The sequence below is a fragment of the Pseudoclavibacter sp. RFBI5 genome (assembly GCF_002931395.1).
Lineage (GTDB): Bacteria > Actinomycetota > Actinomycetes > Actinomycetales > Microbacteriaceae > Pseudoclavibacter.
In genome coordinates this window covers 226,804-243,937 of record NZ_PSYA01000007.1, presented here as the reverse complement: position 1 = coordinate 243,937, position 17,134 = coordinate 226,804, and the positions used below count along the sequence as shown (strand labels likewise).

Genomic DNA, 17,134 nt, shown 5'->3' with positions numbered 1-17,134 from the left:
ACCGCCACCACCCCAACGGCCAGCCGCTTCTCCCGGGCGCGCTTGGGGACGACGATCGGCGACCCGGTGATGGGGTCTTCGAGGATGTGGACGGGGTGCTCGTACACCTGCGAGATGAGCTCAGCCGTGAGCACGTCGGCGGGCGGCCCGTCGGCGACGATGCGGCCGCGGCTGAGGAGCGCGATGCGGTCGGCGTAGGCGGCGGCGAGGTCGAGGTTGTGGACGATGATGACGACGGCGCATCCGGTGCTCGCGTAGCTGCGCACGAGGTCGAGCACCATCTCCTGATGCTTGATGTCCATAGCGGCCGTCGGCTCGTCGAGGAGCATGACCGAGGCGGTCTGGGCGAGCACTCGCGCGAGCGCGGCCCTCGCGCGTTCGCCGCCGGACAGTGACGGGTAGTGGCGGTCGGCGAAGCGGTCGATGTCGGTGCGCCGCATCGCGCCCGCCGTGATGAGGTCGTCGCGGTCGCGCTCGCTGACCTGCTGCCAGGGCGCGCGGCCCATGTCGACGACCTCCTCGACCGAGAACGGGAAGGCGATGTCGACCTGCTGCAGGAGCACCGCGCGGCGCATGGCGAGCTCAGTGTTGGTCCAGGCGTAGCTGGGGAGGCCGTCGATCTCGACGGTGCCGCTGCGCGCATCCACGTCGGCCGTGATGACGTTGATGAGCGTCGACTTGCCGGCGCCGTTCGGGCCGACGAGGGCGAGCACCTCCCCGGCGCGGATGTCGAGGTCGAGTCCCTCGAGCACGGTGCGCTCGCCGAAGTCGACGCTCACGTCGCGCACGGAGAGCACCACATCGCCTGGCGCTGTGGCGCGCGGCTTGCGGATGGGGTTCCTGAGGATGGATCCGATCACGACCACGCACCACCCTTGGCCCGGCTGCGCCGGATGAGGTAGAAGAAGAACGGCCCGCCGATGAGCGAGGTGAGCATGCCGATGGGGAGGTCCGCGTATTCGACGAGGGTCCTCGCGCCGAGGTCGGCGATCGTGAGCAGCAGCGCGCCGCCGAGCACTGAGCAGAGCAGCAGCGCCCGGTGGGACGGGCCGATGATCATGCGGATGATGTGCGGCACGACGAGCCCGACGAAGGCGATGATGCCGGCGAAGGCGACGGCGGCCGAGACGAGGAGGGCGACGTAGATCATGACCAGCAGCCGCACGCGCTCGACGTTGACGCCGACGTGGCGGGCCGCTTTCTCGCCGAGCGACAGCAGGTCGAGCTGGCGGCCGATGCCGATGGCGAGGATGCACCCGACGATGATGAGCGGCGCGACGAGCCAGACCTGCTCCCAGCGCGAGCCGTTCATGCTGCCCATCTGCCAGAAAACGATCTGCTCGCGCGCCTGCGTGGGGGCGCTGAAGGTGATGAACGCGATGAGGGCACCGCAGACGGCGTTGACGGCGACTCCCGTGAGGATGAGCGTGATGACGTCGGTGCGTCGGCCTGAGCGGGACAGCGAGTAGACGACGAACGTCGTGATGAGGCCGGCGACGAACGCGAACGTCGGCGTCGTGAAGGGCCCGAGGAACGTGAGGCTGAAGAGGATCGAGAAGCTCGCGCCGACTGCTGCACCGGCCGAGACCCCGACCGAGCCTGGCTCGGCGAGCGGGTTGCCGAAGATGCCCTGCATGAGCGCGCCGGCGACGGCGAGCGCAGCGCCGACGAGCACGGTCAGCACGAGTCGCGGGAAGCGCACCTCCGCGAGCGCAGCAGCCCCGAACTCGTGGCTCGGGCCCGGCAGGGCGTCGATGCCGACCTGGTTGAGGAGGAAGCCGAGCACCTCGAGCGGCGGGATGTAGAGCTGGCCGATCATCGCCGACACGAGGCAGCCCGCGATGAGGAGGATCGTGAGCACGGCTGCGAGCAGCGACGCTCGCGCCTTCTTGGTCCGGGGCGGCGCATCCTTCGGCTCGGCGACCGGCTCGGCGCGTCGCCGTGCCCGCTCCTGTGCCCCGTCGAGGAGGCGGCGGCGCTGGGGCTGCTGGGGTGCGGCCGGTGGGCTGGTGTCTGGCGGTGTTGCCGTTCTCACGTGTGCATCTCTCATCATTCGCCCGTTCCGGTGCTGGCGGCGGGGTCCGCTTCTGGCACGTAGGCGAGGTCTGGCGCGTAGATCGCGGTGCCGAGTGCCGCGAGGACGGAGGCGGTGCGGGGGCCGAAGCTCATGACCTCGTAGTCGCTCATGTCGACGATGCGCTTGTTGGCTCCTGCTGGGGTCTGCCCGATGCCGGGCAGCTGGACGGCCTCGTCGATGCCGCCGACGGAGGCGAGGCCGAGGGTCATGACGATGATCACGTCGGGGGCGGCACGCACGAGCGCTTCCGCGTTGGTCGGCGACATTCCGGCGAAGCCGACCTCGGTCGCGACGTCGCGCGCCCCGATGCTCTGGATGATCGAGTCGGCGCCCGACCCTGCGCCGAACCAGTAGTAGACGCTGCCGCGCAGGTAGAGGAACACCACTCGTGGCTTCTTGTCCGGGTCGGTGGGCGCCATCGTGCCGAGCTGCTGGATGGTCGTGCCGATCTCGGCCTGGGTGCGCTCGGAGAGCTTCTCCCCCAGCGCCGGCACGCCGAGGGCATCCGCCACGAACTGGATCTGCGGGGCGACGCCGTCGACGCCGTCTTCGTAGGCGATGGGCACCATGACGACGGGGATGCCCGCCTGCCGCAGCTGCAGTTGCACGTCGTACGGCCCGATGGAGGCGTCGGTCACGACCACGGTCGGGGCGAGCTGCAGGATCGACTCGGCGTTGAGCTCGTGCCCGTTCTGCGTGACGAGCGGCAGCTGCTCGTTGCCGGGCATGAGCTTCGTGATGTCGGTGGCGGTGTCGCGCCCGATGAGGTTGCAGCCGAAGCCGAGGCCGATGACGGCTGCGGCGAGGCCGCCGTTCTGGTTGATGGCGAGGATGCGCGTCGTGTCGGTCACGGTCGTCGTGGCGCCGTCGGAGCTCGTGAACGTCGTCGGCAGCTGCTGCACGGCGGTGGCCGCGTCGGTGACGGGGTTGATCGCCGCGGTCTGCGTGTACGCGGTGGTCGGGCCGGCGATGCTGCGCGGCTCCGGCAGCTCCGCGGAGGTGACCTGCGGGAGTAGGGGGGCCACGGGGTCGGCCTGCACGGGCTGCGAGACGCACTGCTCGCTGCCTGCGCCGTTGGCGGTGCCGATGTTGTGGAACCCGTTGACCCAGAGCACCGAGACGACGACCACGGCGAGCGCTGCCCAGCCGGCGCGACGGATCGTCGAGCGGCGGAAGCGGCGGAGCGTGCGTGGCAGTGACATGGGTTCCTCGGTCGTGTGTCGTCAGGTCGTGGATGCGCGTGGATGCGCGCTCTGGTCGGCTCAGCCGGCGCGCCCCCTGCGGCGGAGCAGCAGGATGATGCCAGCGGTCAGCGCGAGGGCGCCGACGCCGAGGGCGATCGCGAGCGTCTCTGTGCCGGTGCTGGCGAGTCCCGCGCCTCCGCCCGCCGCCCCGGTTCCCGGCCCGATCCCGGTGCTCGCTCCTGGGCTGAGCGCCGGCGCGATGCTCTGACCGGTGCTCGGAACGGTCGTCGGCGCTGCGGTACTCGTCGGGGTGCCCGTCGGGGTGGGCGCGACCGTCGGCGCCGGGATGGTCACCTCGACGATGCCCGACGGGGCGGTGGGGGCCGGCTCCGCGACGGCGGGCGTCGGGCTCCAGATGCCGGTGGCCAGGGCGAGGGCGATCCCGGCGATGACCGCGAGCACCGCGCCTCCCGCTTGGCCCCCAGTCCGGGGAGGGGCGAGCCGCTCGGCGCCCGGCGCCGCCTCGGAGTCGTAGCCGGCCACGAGGAGATCGAGCCGACGGCGACGCCAGAACCAGAAGACGATGCCAGCCGCGGCAACCAGCATCAGGACGACGAGGATGACGAGCGACAAGGGCAGAGCGAACGCCGAGAGGTCGGCCGTGACGGCGACGGGCACGTCCGTGAAGGCTCCGACGGGCTGCAGGTACACGGTGAGGGCACCGGTGAGCGGACCGATGGCGCCCGTCGTGATCTCGCGCGTGATCGTGACCGCCGATCCGGGGAGCAGCTCGGGGATCTCGCCGCCGGTCATCGCGACTCCGGCGGCCCCGCCGATGCCGCTCAGGCGCAGATCCTCGAGCGACGAGAGCCGCACGTTGCCGGTGTTCACGAGCTCGTAGCTGACGGTGGTGGTGCCGCCGCCGAAGGGGTTGACGCCAGCGGCACCCCAGTCGGTCGCGAGGCTGCGGATCTCGGCGGTGGGCGCGAGCTCTCCGCTCACGCGCATGTCGATGCGCAGTCCGAGACGCCGCTCGACCTTGACCTGGTCGGTGGAGTCGCCGGGGAGGAGTGAGGCGACGATCGCGGCGGAGTGGTCGCCTGGCGTCGCATCCGCTGGCACCGTGAGGGTGAACGGCACGTCGATGCTCGCCCCCGGCTCGAGGGAGACCGAGCCTGTGCCGGGGGCGACCCAGGTGCCCGCATCCACCGACGGCTCCCCGTTCTCGAGGATGTCGACGGCGCCCGTCGCGGTCGTGAACGCGTCGGCCGCGTAGATCGTGAGCTCGAGCGCGCCTGGCCCGGTGTTGGTCACGGTCATGGAGTCGGCGATGACGTCGCCAGGGTTGACGTCGTAGGTGAAGTTGGGTCGCCCGGAGCCCCGGTCGCCGTCGACCGTGTCGATGCTCCACGCGGGCGGCTGCGCCGTGTCAGCCTGCGCCGCGGTAGGCGCGACGAACGACAGCAGCGCCAGCAGCGAGGTCGCGAGAACGACGGATGCTGTGGCGCGGGTGCGGAGGCGGATGGGGAGAGCCATGTGGTCCCTTACGTGGGGCCCTCGCGGCGGGGCCGCGGCGGAGCGAGCGAGCGATGCGGAGGAGCGGGGGTGCTGCGAGGGCGGATGCTCGTGCAGCGGGGTGCGAGTGCGCGGGAGCCTGGTGGGCTCCCGCGCACTCCTCGGCCCCTAGGAGATGGCCGAGATGGTGAGCGTGGCGGAGTACGCGCCCTGCTGCGTTGTGGTGGGGACCGTCAGCGTGAGGTCCGCACCGAGCGTTGCGCTCGCGGCGGCGTTCGACGTCGCGAGGAGCTGCGCCGTGTTGAGGCCCGTCGCCGCCGAACCAGCGGTCACGTTCGCGGCGTTGCCCGCGATGAGCTCAGGAGCCCAGCCGAGGTTCGCAGCCGAGATCGAGTCGGTGCCGTTGCTGAAGTCGCTCGACTGGCCGGAGACCGTCCAGCCGTAGGACGCGGTGCCGCCGGCACGCGTGTCCGTGACCGCGACGTCGCTGATCGAGCCGTTGGCGACGAAGGTGTCGCCGGTCTGGACCGCGGTGCCGAGGTCGGCGCCGTTCTGGTCAGCCCAGGCCCACGAGAAGGACCCCGTCTCGGGGTCGACCGGTGTCACTGCGGCTTCGGGGATGACAACCTCCACGTTGCCGTCCGGCGTGCCGGGAACCTCGGGTGCTGCGATCTCCGCGTAGCTCGCGGAGAACCCCTTCGCGACCTTCTTCGGGTCAGCCGCGCCACCAGAGGAGTACCAGTACGACGACTGGCCCGTCTTGGCGTTGAAGTCGACGAGCGACTGCGGGAAGGAGCCCCACGTCGCGGCCGTGGTGTTCTGCGGCGATCCGGCCGTGGTGACCTCGACGCCCAGGTAGTCGGGCGTCGAGACCTCGATGCCCGTCGCGGTGACGTCGACGCCGTCGAACGTCGCGAGGTCGATCGTCTCTGGTGCGATCGGGACCCACTGCGACATGTCCTCCATCGACGTGCCGTATCCGGAGGCGGTGCCCGTGAGCGTTCCGACTCCGTTCACGACGTCGAGCACTGGGTCGGAGACCGTCCAGTACGTCAGGCCACCGTAGAAGACGATCGTGAAGTCGCCGTCCCACGAGATGGTGCCGGTGTCGGTTGCGGGGTTGACGGTTCCAGCGCCCGCCGCGAAGTTGACCCGGTTGTTGGTCGTCGAAGCGGGTGATGGGGAGACGGCCGCGCCTGCCGCGTTCTGGCACTTGGTGCCCCAGGTGGGGGCGATCTGCTCGCCGGCTGCGTTCGGCTTCGTGATGGTCACGTTGCCCTCCGCAGCCTTGTAGAAGCCGTCGGCTTCGGTCCAGAGACGGGAGGATCCCGTGTCGCCTGCCGTACCGGCGACGAGGAAGTTGCAGCCGCCGAAGTAGGCGCCGCCGCCGGTCTCGTCGTTGAGCTGCCACGAGAACGAGACGTTCTCGACGGTTGCGTCGCCTTCCGCGGCTGACGCTGGTGCCGCGCCGAGGCCGAGGCCCGCCGCGATGAGGCCTGCCGCGGCGAGTGTCGCGCCACCGCGAGCCAGCACAGACGACCGACCAGCCGTCCGTTCTTGCACTGCTGTCATGAGTTCTCCTGAGTAGAAGTCACGGCCCCCCGACACGCGCGCAGATGCGCGGCGAGTGCCGTGTACCGAAAGCCCTACGCTTGGGCGCCACCCGGTGGAACCGGTTAGGTAACGCTAAGTAAGGCAAGGGTTACCTTACGGGAGATTTTCAGGTTCGACAATGGAGCACGACGATCCGGGCACGAATCCACCCCTGAATCACATGCGCCCCGTCGGCAACCATCGCGTTACCTTGGCCCGGTAGCGTTGCTCCGTGCAATCCCCCCTGGACCGATCCGCGGCAGCGCCCACGCCCCGCACGCTCATCGACGTGCTCACGGCCACCGTCGCCGCGCATCCCGACGCCATCGCGATCGACGACGGCGACGCCCCGCTCAGCTACCAGGACCTGAGCGCCTACGTCTCGCAGACCGCGAAGCGGCTGCAGGATGCGGGAGTGCGGCGAGGAGACAAGGTCGGTGTGCGCCTCGTCTCGGGCACCAGAGAGCTGTACATCGCGATCCTGTCCGTCATCGCAGCCGGTGCCGCGTACGTGCCCGTCGACGTCGACGACCCCGACGAGCGCGCCGTGCTCGTGTTCGGCGAGGCCAAGGTGCGAGGCACCATCAAGGGCGACGGCGAGTTCGTACTGGCAGCCGACGGCGAACCGAGCGCCCACGCAGCCGTTCCCCTCTTCGACGAAGGCGCACCGCATCCGGAGAGCACGAGCCTCGCCGACCTCGAGAGCCCCCACCTCGACGACGACACCTGGGTCATCTTCACCTCGGGCTCGACCGGTGTGCCCAAGGGCGTCGCGGTCTCCCACCGCTCCGCCGCCGCGTTCGTCGACGCCGAGGCGAAGCTGTTCCTGCAGCACGACCCCATCGGGCCGGGCGACCGCGTGCTCGCCGGCCTCTCCGTCGCCTTCGACGCCTCCTGCGAGGAGATGTGGCTCGCCTGGCGCTACGGCGCCTGCCTCGTGCCAGCCCCGCGATCACTCGTGCGATCCGGCGAGGACCTCGGCCCCTGGCTTCTCAGGCACCAGATCTCGGTCGTCTCCACCGTGCCGACCCTCGCGGCGCTCTGGCCCAGCGAGACGATCGAACAGGTCAGACTGCTCATCTTCGGCGGCGAAGCCTGCCCGCTGGAGCTCACGCAGCGCCTCGTCGGCGAAGGCCGGGAGGTCTGGAACACCTACGGACCGACCGAGGCCACCGTCGTCGCCTGCGCCGCCCTCCTCGACGGCAGCGCCCCCATCCGCATCGGCCTGCCGCTCGACGGCTGGGAGCTCGCCGTCGTCGACACGGAGGGCAAGCGCGTCGCGGAAGGCGAATCCGGCGAGCTGATCATCGGCGGCGTCGGGCTCGCCCGCTACCTCGACCCCGCCAAGGACGCCGAGAAGTACGCCCCGATGGAGAGCCTCGGCTGGGATCGCGCCTACCGCTCGGGTGACCTCGTCACGTTCGAGGAAGCCGGCCTCGTGTTCCTCGGGCGTGCCGACGACCAGGTCAAGATCGGCGGCCGACGCATCGAGCTCGGCGAGGTGGAAGCAGCCCTTCAGGCCGTCACCGGAGTCACCGGCTCGGCCGTCGCCGTCCGCATGACCTCCGCCGGCGTCTCGATCCTCGTCGGCTACATCGTCACCGGCACGGGCTACGAGCGGCAGCTCGCGCGCGCAGAACTCAGCGAGCAGCTCCCGAAGGCCCTCGTCCCGCTCCTCGCGGAAATCGACTCGCTCCCGACCCGCACCTCCGGCAAGGTCGACAAGAACGCCCTGCCCTGGCCGCTGCCGGGCGCCGATGATGTCTCCGGCGACCTCGACGGGCACGTCGCCTGGCTCGCCGAGCAATGGCAGGCCGTGCTCGGACTGCCCGTCGGCAGCGAGGACGCCGACTTCTTCGACCTCGGCGGCGGATCCCTCTCGGCCGCCCAGCTCGTCACCCGAGTGCGCTCGCGTGTGCCCGAGTTCACGGTCGCCGACGTCTACGACCACCCCCGCCTCGGCGCCATGACCGAGTCCATCAGCGAAGCGCTCGACGACGAGGACGACGTCATCGCCTCGTTCAGCACGCCCGGCCCCACGCCGCTCTCGGCGCGCATCCTGCAGATCGTCGCAGGCCTGCCCCTGCACATCCTGGCCGGCGCGCGCTGGGTCACCTACCTGCTCGCGGCGAGCGCGCTCCTGCAGCTCCTCCCCGGCTTCGAAGTGCTGCCGGACGCGCCGCTCTGGCTCATCGTCGTCCTGCTGATCGTCTTCGTGACCCCGTTCGGGAAGATGGCGATCTCGGTCGCCGCCGCGCGCATCCTCCTCTTCCGGCTCAGACCCGGCGACTACCGACGCGGCGGCGCGACGCACATGCGCCTGTGGCTCGCCGAGCAGGTGGCCACGCAGATCGACGCCGTCGGCCTCGCTGGCGCACCGTGGGTCGTCTACTACGCTCGCGCACTCGGCGCCAAGGTCGGCAACAACGTCGACCTGCACTCGCTGCCGCCCGTCACCGGCATGCTGCAGCTCGGAGACGGCGCGGCCATCGAGCCGGAAGTCGACCTCACCGGCTACTGGATCGACGGCAACCTCGTGCGCATCGGCGGCATCCGCATCGGCGCAGGGGCGACTGTCGGCGCCCGAAGCACCCTCGCCCCCGGCACCAAGATCGGGCAGGGCGCCGAAGTCGCCCCGGGGTCGGCGGTCTTCGGCAGGGTCCGCTCGGGCAAGAGCTGGGCAGGCTCCCCCGCCGTGCGCGTCGGCAAGGTGCGCGCGAGCGACTGGCCGGCGGACCGTCCACCGCAGCCCGCCGGCTGGGCGGTCGTCTACGCCATCGCCTCGGCCGCCCTCGCGCTGCTCCCCCTGTTCGCGTTCGCCGTCGGCGGCGTCGTCATCGCCGCCGGGATGCGCGGGGCCGGGACGCTCGGCGAGGCGACCCTCTCCGCGTTCGCCTGGCTGGCCCCCGCTGTCATCGCGGCCGGCATCACCTTCGCCGGCTTCGTCGTGCTCTTCGTTCGCCTCCTCTCGATCGGCCTGAGGGAAGGCACTCACCCGGTGCGCTCGAGGATCGCCTGGCAGGCCTGGTGCATCGAGCGCCTCCTCGACGCGGCCCGCACCACCCTTTTCCCGTTCTACGCGAGCCTCTTCACCCCCGTCTGGCTGCGGATGCTCGGCGCGAAGGTCGGGCGCGACGTCGAGGCCTCGACCGTGCTCCTGCTCCCCTCCATGACGCAGATCGACGACGGCGCGTTCCTCGCCGACGACACCATGGTCGCCTCCTACGAGCTGCACAACGGATGGATGCGCATCGAACGAGCGCGCATCGGCGCGCGCGCCTTCCTCGGCAACTCCGGGATGGCCGCCGCCGGGCACTCCGTCCCCCGCGACGGCCTCGTCGCCGTCCTCTCCGCAGCACCGGCGAAGGCCAAGCCGGGCTCATCCTGGCTCGGGTCCCCGCCCGTCCGCCTCCGCCGTGTCGCGGTCGACGGAGACGAGACGCGCACGTACAACCCGCCAAGGGCGCTGCGTGTCGCGCGTGCCCTCTGGGAGCTGTGCCGCATCGTGCCCGTCATCGTCACCTGCGGGCTGGGCCTCGGCGTCCTCCTTGGGCTCGCAGCCATCGAGACCGCCGTCGGCGTCGCCTGGAGCATCGTGCTCTCCGGATTCGTCCTCCTGGGTGCGGCCGCAGCATCCGCCCTCATCTCGACCATCGCCAAGTGGGTCATCGTCGGGCGCATCCGCGTCTCCGAGCAGCCCCTCTGGTCGAGCTTCGTGTGGCGCACCGAGGTCGCCGACACCTTCGTCGAGATGGTCGCGGCGCCCTGGTTCGCGCGCGGAGCTGCAGGAACGCCGGCACTCGCGATGTGGCTGCGCTCGCTCGGAGCGAAGATCGGCAAGGGCGTCTGGTGCGACTCGTACTGGCTGCCGGAGGCCGATCTCGTCACACTCGGGGACGGAGCCACCGTCAATCGGGGATGCGTCGTCCAGACGCACCTGTTCCATGATCGAATAATGAGCATGGACACCGTCACCCTCGAAGCAGGCGCAACACTGGGACCACACAGCGTGATCCTCCCCGCCGCCACCATCGGCGCTCACGCCACCGTCGGGCCCGCATCGCTCGTCATGCGAGGCGAGTCGGTGCCCGTCGGCAGCCGCTGGAGCGGCAACCCGATCGGCCCCTGGCGGGCCCTGAAGCTGCGCGCCTACCAGTCGAAGGCTTCATGATCCTCGCGACGAGCGCAGAGCCGCTGCCAGGCAACCCGTACACGCCGCAGAGCGGCGACGTCAGCATTCGCGTCGAGCACTACGACCTGGCGCTCAAGTACCGGATGCAGAACAACCGCCTCTCGGGAACGGCGACGCTCAGCATCCGCACGGCGGTGCCGCTGACCGCGTTCTCCCTCGACCTCGTGGGGCTTCGCGCGAGCAAGGTCAACGTGCGCGGCGACAAGCAGGCCCGCTTCAAGCAGAGCGACCGCAAGCTGAAGGTCACGCTCTCGAAGCGGGTCGAGGCCGGCGAGCCCATCACGGTCGAGATCGTCTACGAGGGCGCGCCCCGGCCGCGCCGCTCCCGTTGGGGAGTCATCGGCTGGGAGGAGCTGGAGGACGGCATCATCGTCGCCTCGCAGCCGACGGGAGCCCCGACCTGGTTCCCCTGCAACGATCACCCCGCCGACAAGGCCAGCTACCGCATCCAGGTCGCCGTCGACAGCAACTACGACGTCGTCGCAACCGGGACCCTGAGCTCGAGACGCGCCTCAGGCGGGCTCACGACCTGGGTGTACGAGGAAGCCGCCCCCACCGCCAGCTACCTCGTGACCCTCCAGATCGGCCGCTACCAGCGCGAGGACGTGCAGCTCGCGGGGGTGGCGGGCCACCTGCACTACCCCCCTTCGCTCGCGCGACGCGTCGGCACCGACTTCGCCGACCTCGCGAAGATGATGTCGACCTTCGAGCTGACGTTCGGTCCCTACCCGTTCGACACGTACGCCGTCATCGTCACGGCCGACGACCTCGAGATCCCCCTCGAAGCACAGGGCATGGCCATCTTCGGCGCCAACCAGATCGACGGCGCACGCGGCCAGGAGCGCCTCGTCGCGCACGAGCTCGCGCACCAGTGGTTCGGCAACAGCGTCGGCGTCGCGGGCTGGCAGCACATCTGGCTCAACGAGGGCTTCGCCTGCTACGCCGAGTGGATCTGGTCAGAGGCGAGCGGCGGACCGAGTGCCGACAGCCTGGCCCGGGGTGCCCGGGCGTCCCTGGCGAGGCTTCCCAAGGACCTGCTGCTCGGAGATCCGGGCGCCGAGGACATGTTCGACGACCGCGTGTACAAGCGCGGCGCGCTCACCATGCACGCCCTACGGCTCACGGTCGGCGATTCTGCGTTCTTCGAGATCCTCACGAGCTGGACTCAGGTGAAGCGCTTATCGGTCGCCTCGACGGCTGAGTTCCTCGAGCATGCGGCGTCGCTGGCGCCGGATGCTCCGCTCCAGGAGCTGTTCGACGCCTGGCTCTATCAGCTCACGCTCCCCAACCTTCCTCCGCCTCCTGCGGCGAAGGTCACTCGCCGGTAGCGGTAGCGGTAGCGGTAGCCGTAGCCGTAGCGACGGCAACCACGAATCGACCGTCGACGAGCGTCCGGCGGATGCGGTAGCGCGCATCCTCGCCCCTGATGCGCGCCAGGCCGTTCTCGTCGAGCTTCACCTCGCTCGGGTCGACCCGGAGCCCACGGCCGTCGGCCTTGAGGACCGCTTCGATCGCCGTCCAGCGTTCGAGTTCTGCCACGGCGCCGGCACCCGTCTCGAGGCCAGCCTCCTCGACGTCGAGACCGAGGGCAGAGACACGGTCGCTGTCGGCGAGTGCGACGAAGACGGCACTGCCGGTGTAGGAGATGCTCACGAGGATCGGCTGCTCGCGCAGGCGCGGCTTGCCGTGCTCGGCGGAGCCGCAGTGCCCACACGATGCCTCGAGGCGGGGTGCGGGGTCGTCGAGGGCCGTGCTGACGAGCAGCCGCCCGGTGAGGAAGGCATCCGCGCGGGCATCGTTCAGGTGAGCGAGGCGCTTCCGGTCATCCGCGGAGAGCACCCCGAGCGCCTGCCGTCGCTGGCGGGGGCTCAGGCTCGTCGCGTCTGCACTGAGGAGCCTCGTGCTGCCGAGTCGCAGCTCAGCGAGGTCCACGCGACGCCTCAGATCGAGGGCGACCCGGGAGCGCGGATCCGTGCGAATGGCGGAAGCCCCACGTGCGTGTGCACGCGGGGCTTCCGCTGGGACGCGACAAAGCGCTGCCGTCTTCGATCGACCGGGGACAGTTACGCCGACTTCTCGGCGCGCAGCTCCGGCCGCGGGATGATCGTCGGCGCCGCGTTCTTGAGCACGACGTCGCGAGTGATCTCGACGCGACTGGCGTCGTCGAGGGACGGAACGTCGAACATGACCGGCCCGAGCGTCTCCTCGAGGATGGCGCGGAGGCCACGAGCGCCCGTCTGCCGCAGCACGGCCAGGTCGGCGATCTCCTCGAGCGCACCCTCGTCGAAGACGAGCTCGACGCCGTCGAGCTCGAACATCTTCTGGTACTGCTTCACGAGCGCGTTGCGCGGCTGCGTGAGGATGTCGATGAGTGCTCCACGGTCGAGCGGCGACACCGTCGTGATGACGGGAAGACGACCGATGAACTCCGGGATGAGCCCGAACTTGTGGAGGTCTTCCGGCAGCACCTCGCTGTAGAGGTCGCGGTCGTCGTTCTTCGAGTGCAAGGGGGCGCCGAAGCCGATGCCCTTCTTGCCAGCACGCTGCGAGACGATCTCCTCGAGCCCAGCGAACGCCCCGGCAACGATGAACAGCACGTTGGTGGTGTCGATCTGGATGAACTCCTGCTGCGGGTGCTTGCGGCCACCCTGCGGCGGAACCGAGGCGACCGTGCCCTCGAGGATCTTCAGCAGCGCCTGCTGCACGCCCTCGCCGGAGACGTCGCGCGTGATGGACGGGTTCTCCGCCTTGCGCGCGATCTTGTCGATCTCGTCGATGTAGATGATGCCCGTCTCGGCGCGCTTCACATCGAAGTCGGCTGCCTGGAGGAGCTTCAGGAGGATGTTCTCGACGTCTTCGCCGACGTAGCCGGCCTCGGTGAGCGCCGTGGCGTCAGCGACCGCGAACGGCACGTTGAGCCGCTTCGCGAGCGACTGCGCCAGGTAGGTCTTCCCGCACCCGGTCGGGCCGATGAGCATGATGTTGCTCTTCGAGATCTCCACCTCGTCGACGCGGTCTTCGGCCGAGGTGATCTGGCCGAGCGCGCGGACGCGCTTGTAGTGGTTGTAGACCGCGACGGCAAGTGCCTTCTTCGCGGGCTCCTGACCGATGACGTACTCCTCGAGGAACGCGAAGATCTCGCGCGGCTTCGGGAGCTCGAAGTCCTTGACCTCGCTGGTCTCGGAATCGGCCATGCGCTCTTCGATGATCTCGTTGCACAGCTCGACGCATTCGTCGCAGATGTACACACCAGGACCAGCGATGAGCTGCTTGACCTGCTTCTGGCTCTTGGCGCAGAACGAGCATTTCAGCAGCTCGCTGCTTTCACCGATACGTGCCATGAGGACCTCCTTCGCGGTCTGCCAAGACTAACCCGAACCACCGACATTGCCCGGATGGCCGCGCCAGGGGCACTCCCCCGGCGCGGCCATGGACATTGCAGCGTGTTCGAGTCGGTCGGATCGAACTAGTCGATGATGACCGGCTCGGCGCCCTTGCGGCTCGTGAGCACCTGGTCGATGAGGCCGTACTCGAGCGCCTCGGCGGCCGACAGGATCTTGTCGCGCTCGATGTCGCGGTTGACCTTGTCGAGCGACGTGCCGGAGTGACGCGCCAGCGCCTCTTCGAGCCACGTGCGCATCCGCAGCACTTCCTGCGCCTGGATCTCGATGTCCGACGCCTGCCCCTGGCCGGCACCGCCGGTGGAGGGCTGGTGGATGAGCACGCGAGCGTTCGGCAGAGCCAGGCGCTTGCCTGGCTGTCCGGCCGCGAGCAGCACGGCAGCCGCCGACGCCGCCTGGCCGAGGCACACGGTGGAGACCTCGGGGCGGATGTACTGCATGGTGTCGTAGATCGCCGTCATGGCCGTGAACGAGCCACCGGGCGAGTTGATGTACAGCGTGATGTCGCGGTCCGGGTCCTGGCTCTCGAGCACGAGGAGCTGGGCCATGATGTCGTCCGCCGACGCGTCATCGACCTGCACGCCGAGGAAGATGATGCGGTCCTCGAAGAGCTTCGCGTACGGGTCCTGGCGCTTGTAGCCGTAGGCCGTGCGCTCCTCGAACGTCGGCAGGATGTACCGCGACGACGGGGTCTGGACGCCTGCCGGCGAGCCGCCGGTCAGAAATGGGGTGTTCATATGCTCTGGCTTCCTTACTCTGCCGACTCGGACGTGGACTCGGCGTCGCGCTTGGTGCCGCCGCCGCCCGTAACCTCGGTTGCCGAGGAACGGATGTGGTCGACGAACCCGTAGGCCAGCGCCTCGTCGGCGTTGAACCAGCGGTCGCGGTCGCCGTCCTCGTTGATCTGCTCGAGGCTCTTGCCCGTGCGCTGCGCCGTGATCGACGCGAGGCGAGCCTTCATGTCGAGGATCAGCTGCGCCTGGGTCTGGATGTCGCTCGCCGTGCCGCCGAATCCGCCGTGCGGCTGGTGCAGCAGCACTCGCGCGTTCGGCGTGATGTAGCGCTTGCCCGGCGCACCTGCGGTCAGCAGGAGCTGGCCCATCGATGCCGCCATGCCGATTCCCACGGTCACGATGTCGTTCGGCACGAACTCCATCGTGTCGAAGATCGCCATACCGGCGGTGATCGATCCACCCGGCGAGTTGATGTAGAGGTAGATATCTCGCTCAGGATCCTCTGCAGCAAGCAGCAGGATCTTGGCGCAGATCTCGTTCGCGTTCTCGTCGCGCACCTCGGACCCGAGCCAGATGATGCGGTCTTTCAAAAGCCTGTCGAAGACGCTGTTCGGCAGTTGAATATCAGCCACGGTCGCTCCATTTCCCTAACGGTCGTCACCGAATCTAGTGGAGCCACGAGGCCAGCGCTGGCCTGTTCGCCCACGGCACACGGTGCCTGGCAAAGGGCAGGGGATGCACGAAGCGCCGCCGGCGTGATGCCGGCGGCGCTTCGCGAAGTGGGCGGGAGGCTACTTGGCCTCGTCGTCCTTCGCTTCGTCGGCGGCGACCTCGTCGGACTCGACGGCGTCAGCCGATTCCTCGGCCTCCGCTGCTGCTGCCTTGTCCTTGGCGCGCTGCACGGCGACCGTGAACTCGGAGATGTCGACGGCTTCGCCGTTGGTGTCAACGACCTCGGCCTTGTCGAGGACGAAGAGGATCGCCTTCGAGCGTGCGACCTCGCCGATCATGCCGGGGAGCTGGTTGTTCTCCTGCAGCACGCCGATGAACTCCTGCGGAGCCATGCCGTACTGGGCTGCCGACTGGATGAGGAACTGCGTGAGCTCGTCCTGCTCGACCTCGACGCCCTCAGCCTTGATGACCTCGTCGAGGAGCACCTGCTGGCGGAACGACTTCTCGGCGTTTGCGCGGACCTCGACGCCGTGCTCGTCGTCGGGCTGGAGGCCCTCCTGCTCGAGGTGGCGCGTGACCTCGTCGTTGATGAGCGTCTCGGGGAGCGGGATCTCGACGAGCTCGAGGAGCTGCTCGACGATCTTCTCGCGGGCCGCGTCGACCTGAGCGAACGTCTTCTTGCTCTTGGCCTGCGTCTCGAGGTCTGCGCGGAGCTCGTCGATGGTGTCGAACTCGCTCGCGATCTGCGCGAACTCGTCGTCGATCTCGGGCAGCTCGCGGTCCTTGACGGACTGCACCGTGACGGTGATCTCCGCTTCCTTGCCCTCGTGCTCGCCGCCGAGCAGCGTCGAGCGGAAGGTGGTCTCCTCGCCTGCGGTGAGCGTGAGGAGCGCCTCGTCGGTGCCCTCGAGGAGCTGGCCGGAGCCGAGCTCGTAGGAGATTCCCTCGGCTTCGTCGACCTTGTCGCCGTCGACCGTGGCGATGAGGTCGAGCGTCACGAAGTCGCCGTCCTCGATCGGGCGGTCTGCCGTGACGAGCGTGCCGAAGCGCTTGCGGAGCTCTTCGAGCTCCTCATCGACGTCAGCCGCGTCGACGACTGCAGCCTCGACCTCGACCTTGATGCCGTCGTACGACGGGAGCTCGATGGACGGACGCGAGTCGACCTCGACCTCGACGACGAGGTCGCCGGAGAAGTCGGCGACGTTCGGCGTCTCGATGACGTCGGCCTTCGGGCGTCCGAGCGGCTGCACGTCCGACTCCGAGACGGCCTGGTTGAAGAAGACGTCGAGTCCGTCGGAGATCGCCTGGTCGAGGACCGCGGCGCGACCGACGCGCTGGTCGATGATCGGCGTCGGAACCTTGCCGCGGCGGAAGCCGGGGACCTGGATCTGCTCTGCGATGGTGCGGTAGGCCGAGTCGACGTATGGCTTGAGTTCAGCCGGTTCTACGTTGATCGTCAGCTTGACGCGGGTCGGGTTGATCTGTTCGACCGAGGTCTTCACGTGGGGCATCTCCTGAGATACGTGGGGTGACTGCGCGGATTCGCGCGTGGAGCGGGGTGCGACTGCACGCCGCGCACCACCCAGATGGGCGTATCGCCGCACTGATGCGGCTGCGGACAGCCTACGGCACCCACAAACGACAGCACTCTACCGGCAATCAGGTCGTCGTGGGCGGGCAGGCACAATGCGCGCCCTCGTCCGCGCGCGAGAAGTCAGCAAGAAGCAGGCTGGCGAACGCGGGACGGGGGCAGCGCGACGGGCGGG

The 17,134-nt window shown here is 69.4% G+C and carries 11 protein-coding genes and 1 pseudogene; 2 read left to right on the top strand and 10 right to left on the bottom strand.

Annotated features, from left to right (window positions below; all coding sequences use genetic code 11):
- The 5 genes from C5E06_RS06020 to C5E06_RS06000 all read right to left on the bottom strand — a co-directional run.
- A partial coding sequence (locus C5E06_RS06020; RefSeq protein ID WP_104306316.1) for a heme ABC transporter ATP-binding protein occupies window positions 1-860 on the bottom strand: 860 nt, incomplete at its 3' end.
- Window positions 857-2,035: a FecCD family ABC transporter permease gene (locus C5E06_RS06015; RefSeq protein ID WP_374953223.1), complete on the bottom strand. Its 1,179-nt coding sequence runs from the start codon at window positions 2,033-2,035 to the stop codon at window positions 857-859. The genes C5E06_RS06020 and C5E06_RS06015, both read right to left, overlap by 4 nt.
- A 14-nt stretch (window positions 2,036-2,049) precedes the next feature.
- Window positions 2,050-3,279, bottom strand: a complete 1,230-nt coding sequence (locus C5E06_RS06010; protein WP_104306306.1) for a hemin ABC transporter substrate-binding protein — start codon at window positions 3,277-3,279, stop codon at window positions 2,050-2,052.
- A 60-nt stretch (window positions 3,280-3,339) separates the two neighbouring features.
- Window positions 3,340-4,797, bottom strand: coding sequence for a hypothetical protein (locus tag C5E06_RS06005; RefSeq protein ID WP_104306305.1), 1,458 nt, complete (start codon window positions 4,795-4,797; stop codon window positions 3,340-3,342).
- A gap of 147 nt (window positions 4,798-4,944) precedes the next feature.
- Window positions 4,945-6,348 (bottom strand): HtaA domain-containing protein, encoded by a 1,404-nt coding sequence (locus C5E06_RS06000; RefSeq protein ID WP_104306304.1) that lies wholly within the window; start codon window positions 6,346-6,348, stop codon window positions 4,945-4,947.
- Window positions 6,349-6,601: 253 nt separating this feature from the next.
- Here C5E06_RS06000 and C5E06_RS05995 point away from each other — a divergent pair, with 253 nt between their 5' ends.
- Both C5E06_RS05995 and C5E06_RS05990 read left to right on the top strand, forming a co-directional pair.
- Window positions 6,602-10,540, top strand: a complete 3,939-nt coding sequence (locus C5E06_RS05995; protein WP_104306303.1) for a Pls/PosA family non-ribosomal peptide synthetase — start codon at window positions 6,602-6,604, stop codon at window positions 10,538-10,540.
- Complete coding sequence (locus C5E06_RS05990) at window positions 10,537-11,889, top strand: M1 family metallopeptidase (RefSeq protein WP_104306302.1); 1,353 nt, start codon at window positions 10,537-10,539, stop codon at window positions 11,887-11,889. Before C5E06_RS05995 ends, C5E06_RS05990 begins: the two co-directional genes overlap by 4 nt.
- Here C5E06_RS05990 and C5E06_RS05985 read toward each other — a convergent pair.
- From C5E06_RS05985 to tig, 5 genes and pseudogenes are all read right to left on the bottom strand, one after another.
- Window positions 11,876-12,493: a 4'-phosphopantetheinyl transferase superfamily protein gene (locus C5E06_RS05985; RefSeq protein WP_104306301.1), complete on the bottom strand. Its 618-nt coding sequence runs from the start codon at window positions 12,491-12,493 to the stop codon at window positions 11,876-11,878. The genes C5E06_RS05990 and C5E06_RS05985 overlap by 14 nt on opposite strands.
- A 131-nt stretch (window positions 12,494-12,624) precedes the next feature.
- Window positions 12,625-13,902: an ATP-dependent Clp protease ATP-binding subunit ClpX gene (gene clpX / locus C5E06_RS05980; RefSeq protein WP_104240772.1), complete on the bottom strand. Its 1,278-nt coding sequence runs from the start codon at window positions 13,900-13,902 to the stop codon at window positions 12,625-12,627.
- Window positions 13,903-14,027: 125 nt separating this feature from the next.
- Window positions 14,028-14,699, bottom strand: coding sequence for an ATP-dependent Clp protease proteolytic subunit (locus C5E06_RS05975; protein ID WP_104240771.1), 672 nt, complete (start codon window positions 14,697-14,699; stop codon window positions 14,028-14,030).
- Window positions 14,700-14,713: 14 nt separating this feature from the next.
- Complete coding sequence (locus C5E06_RS05970; protein WP_104240770.1) at window positions 14,714-15,328, bottom strand: ATP-dependent Clp protease proteolytic subunit; 615 nt, start codon at window positions 15,326-15,328, stop codon at window positions 14,714-14,716.
- 133 nt (window positions 15,329-15,461) lie between these two features.
- Window positions 15,462-16,870 (bottom strand): annotated as a pseudogene (gene tig / locus C5E06_RS05965) (trigger factor); the annotation flags it as partial.
- Between the last annotated feature and the right edge of the window lie 264 nt (window positions 16,871-17,134).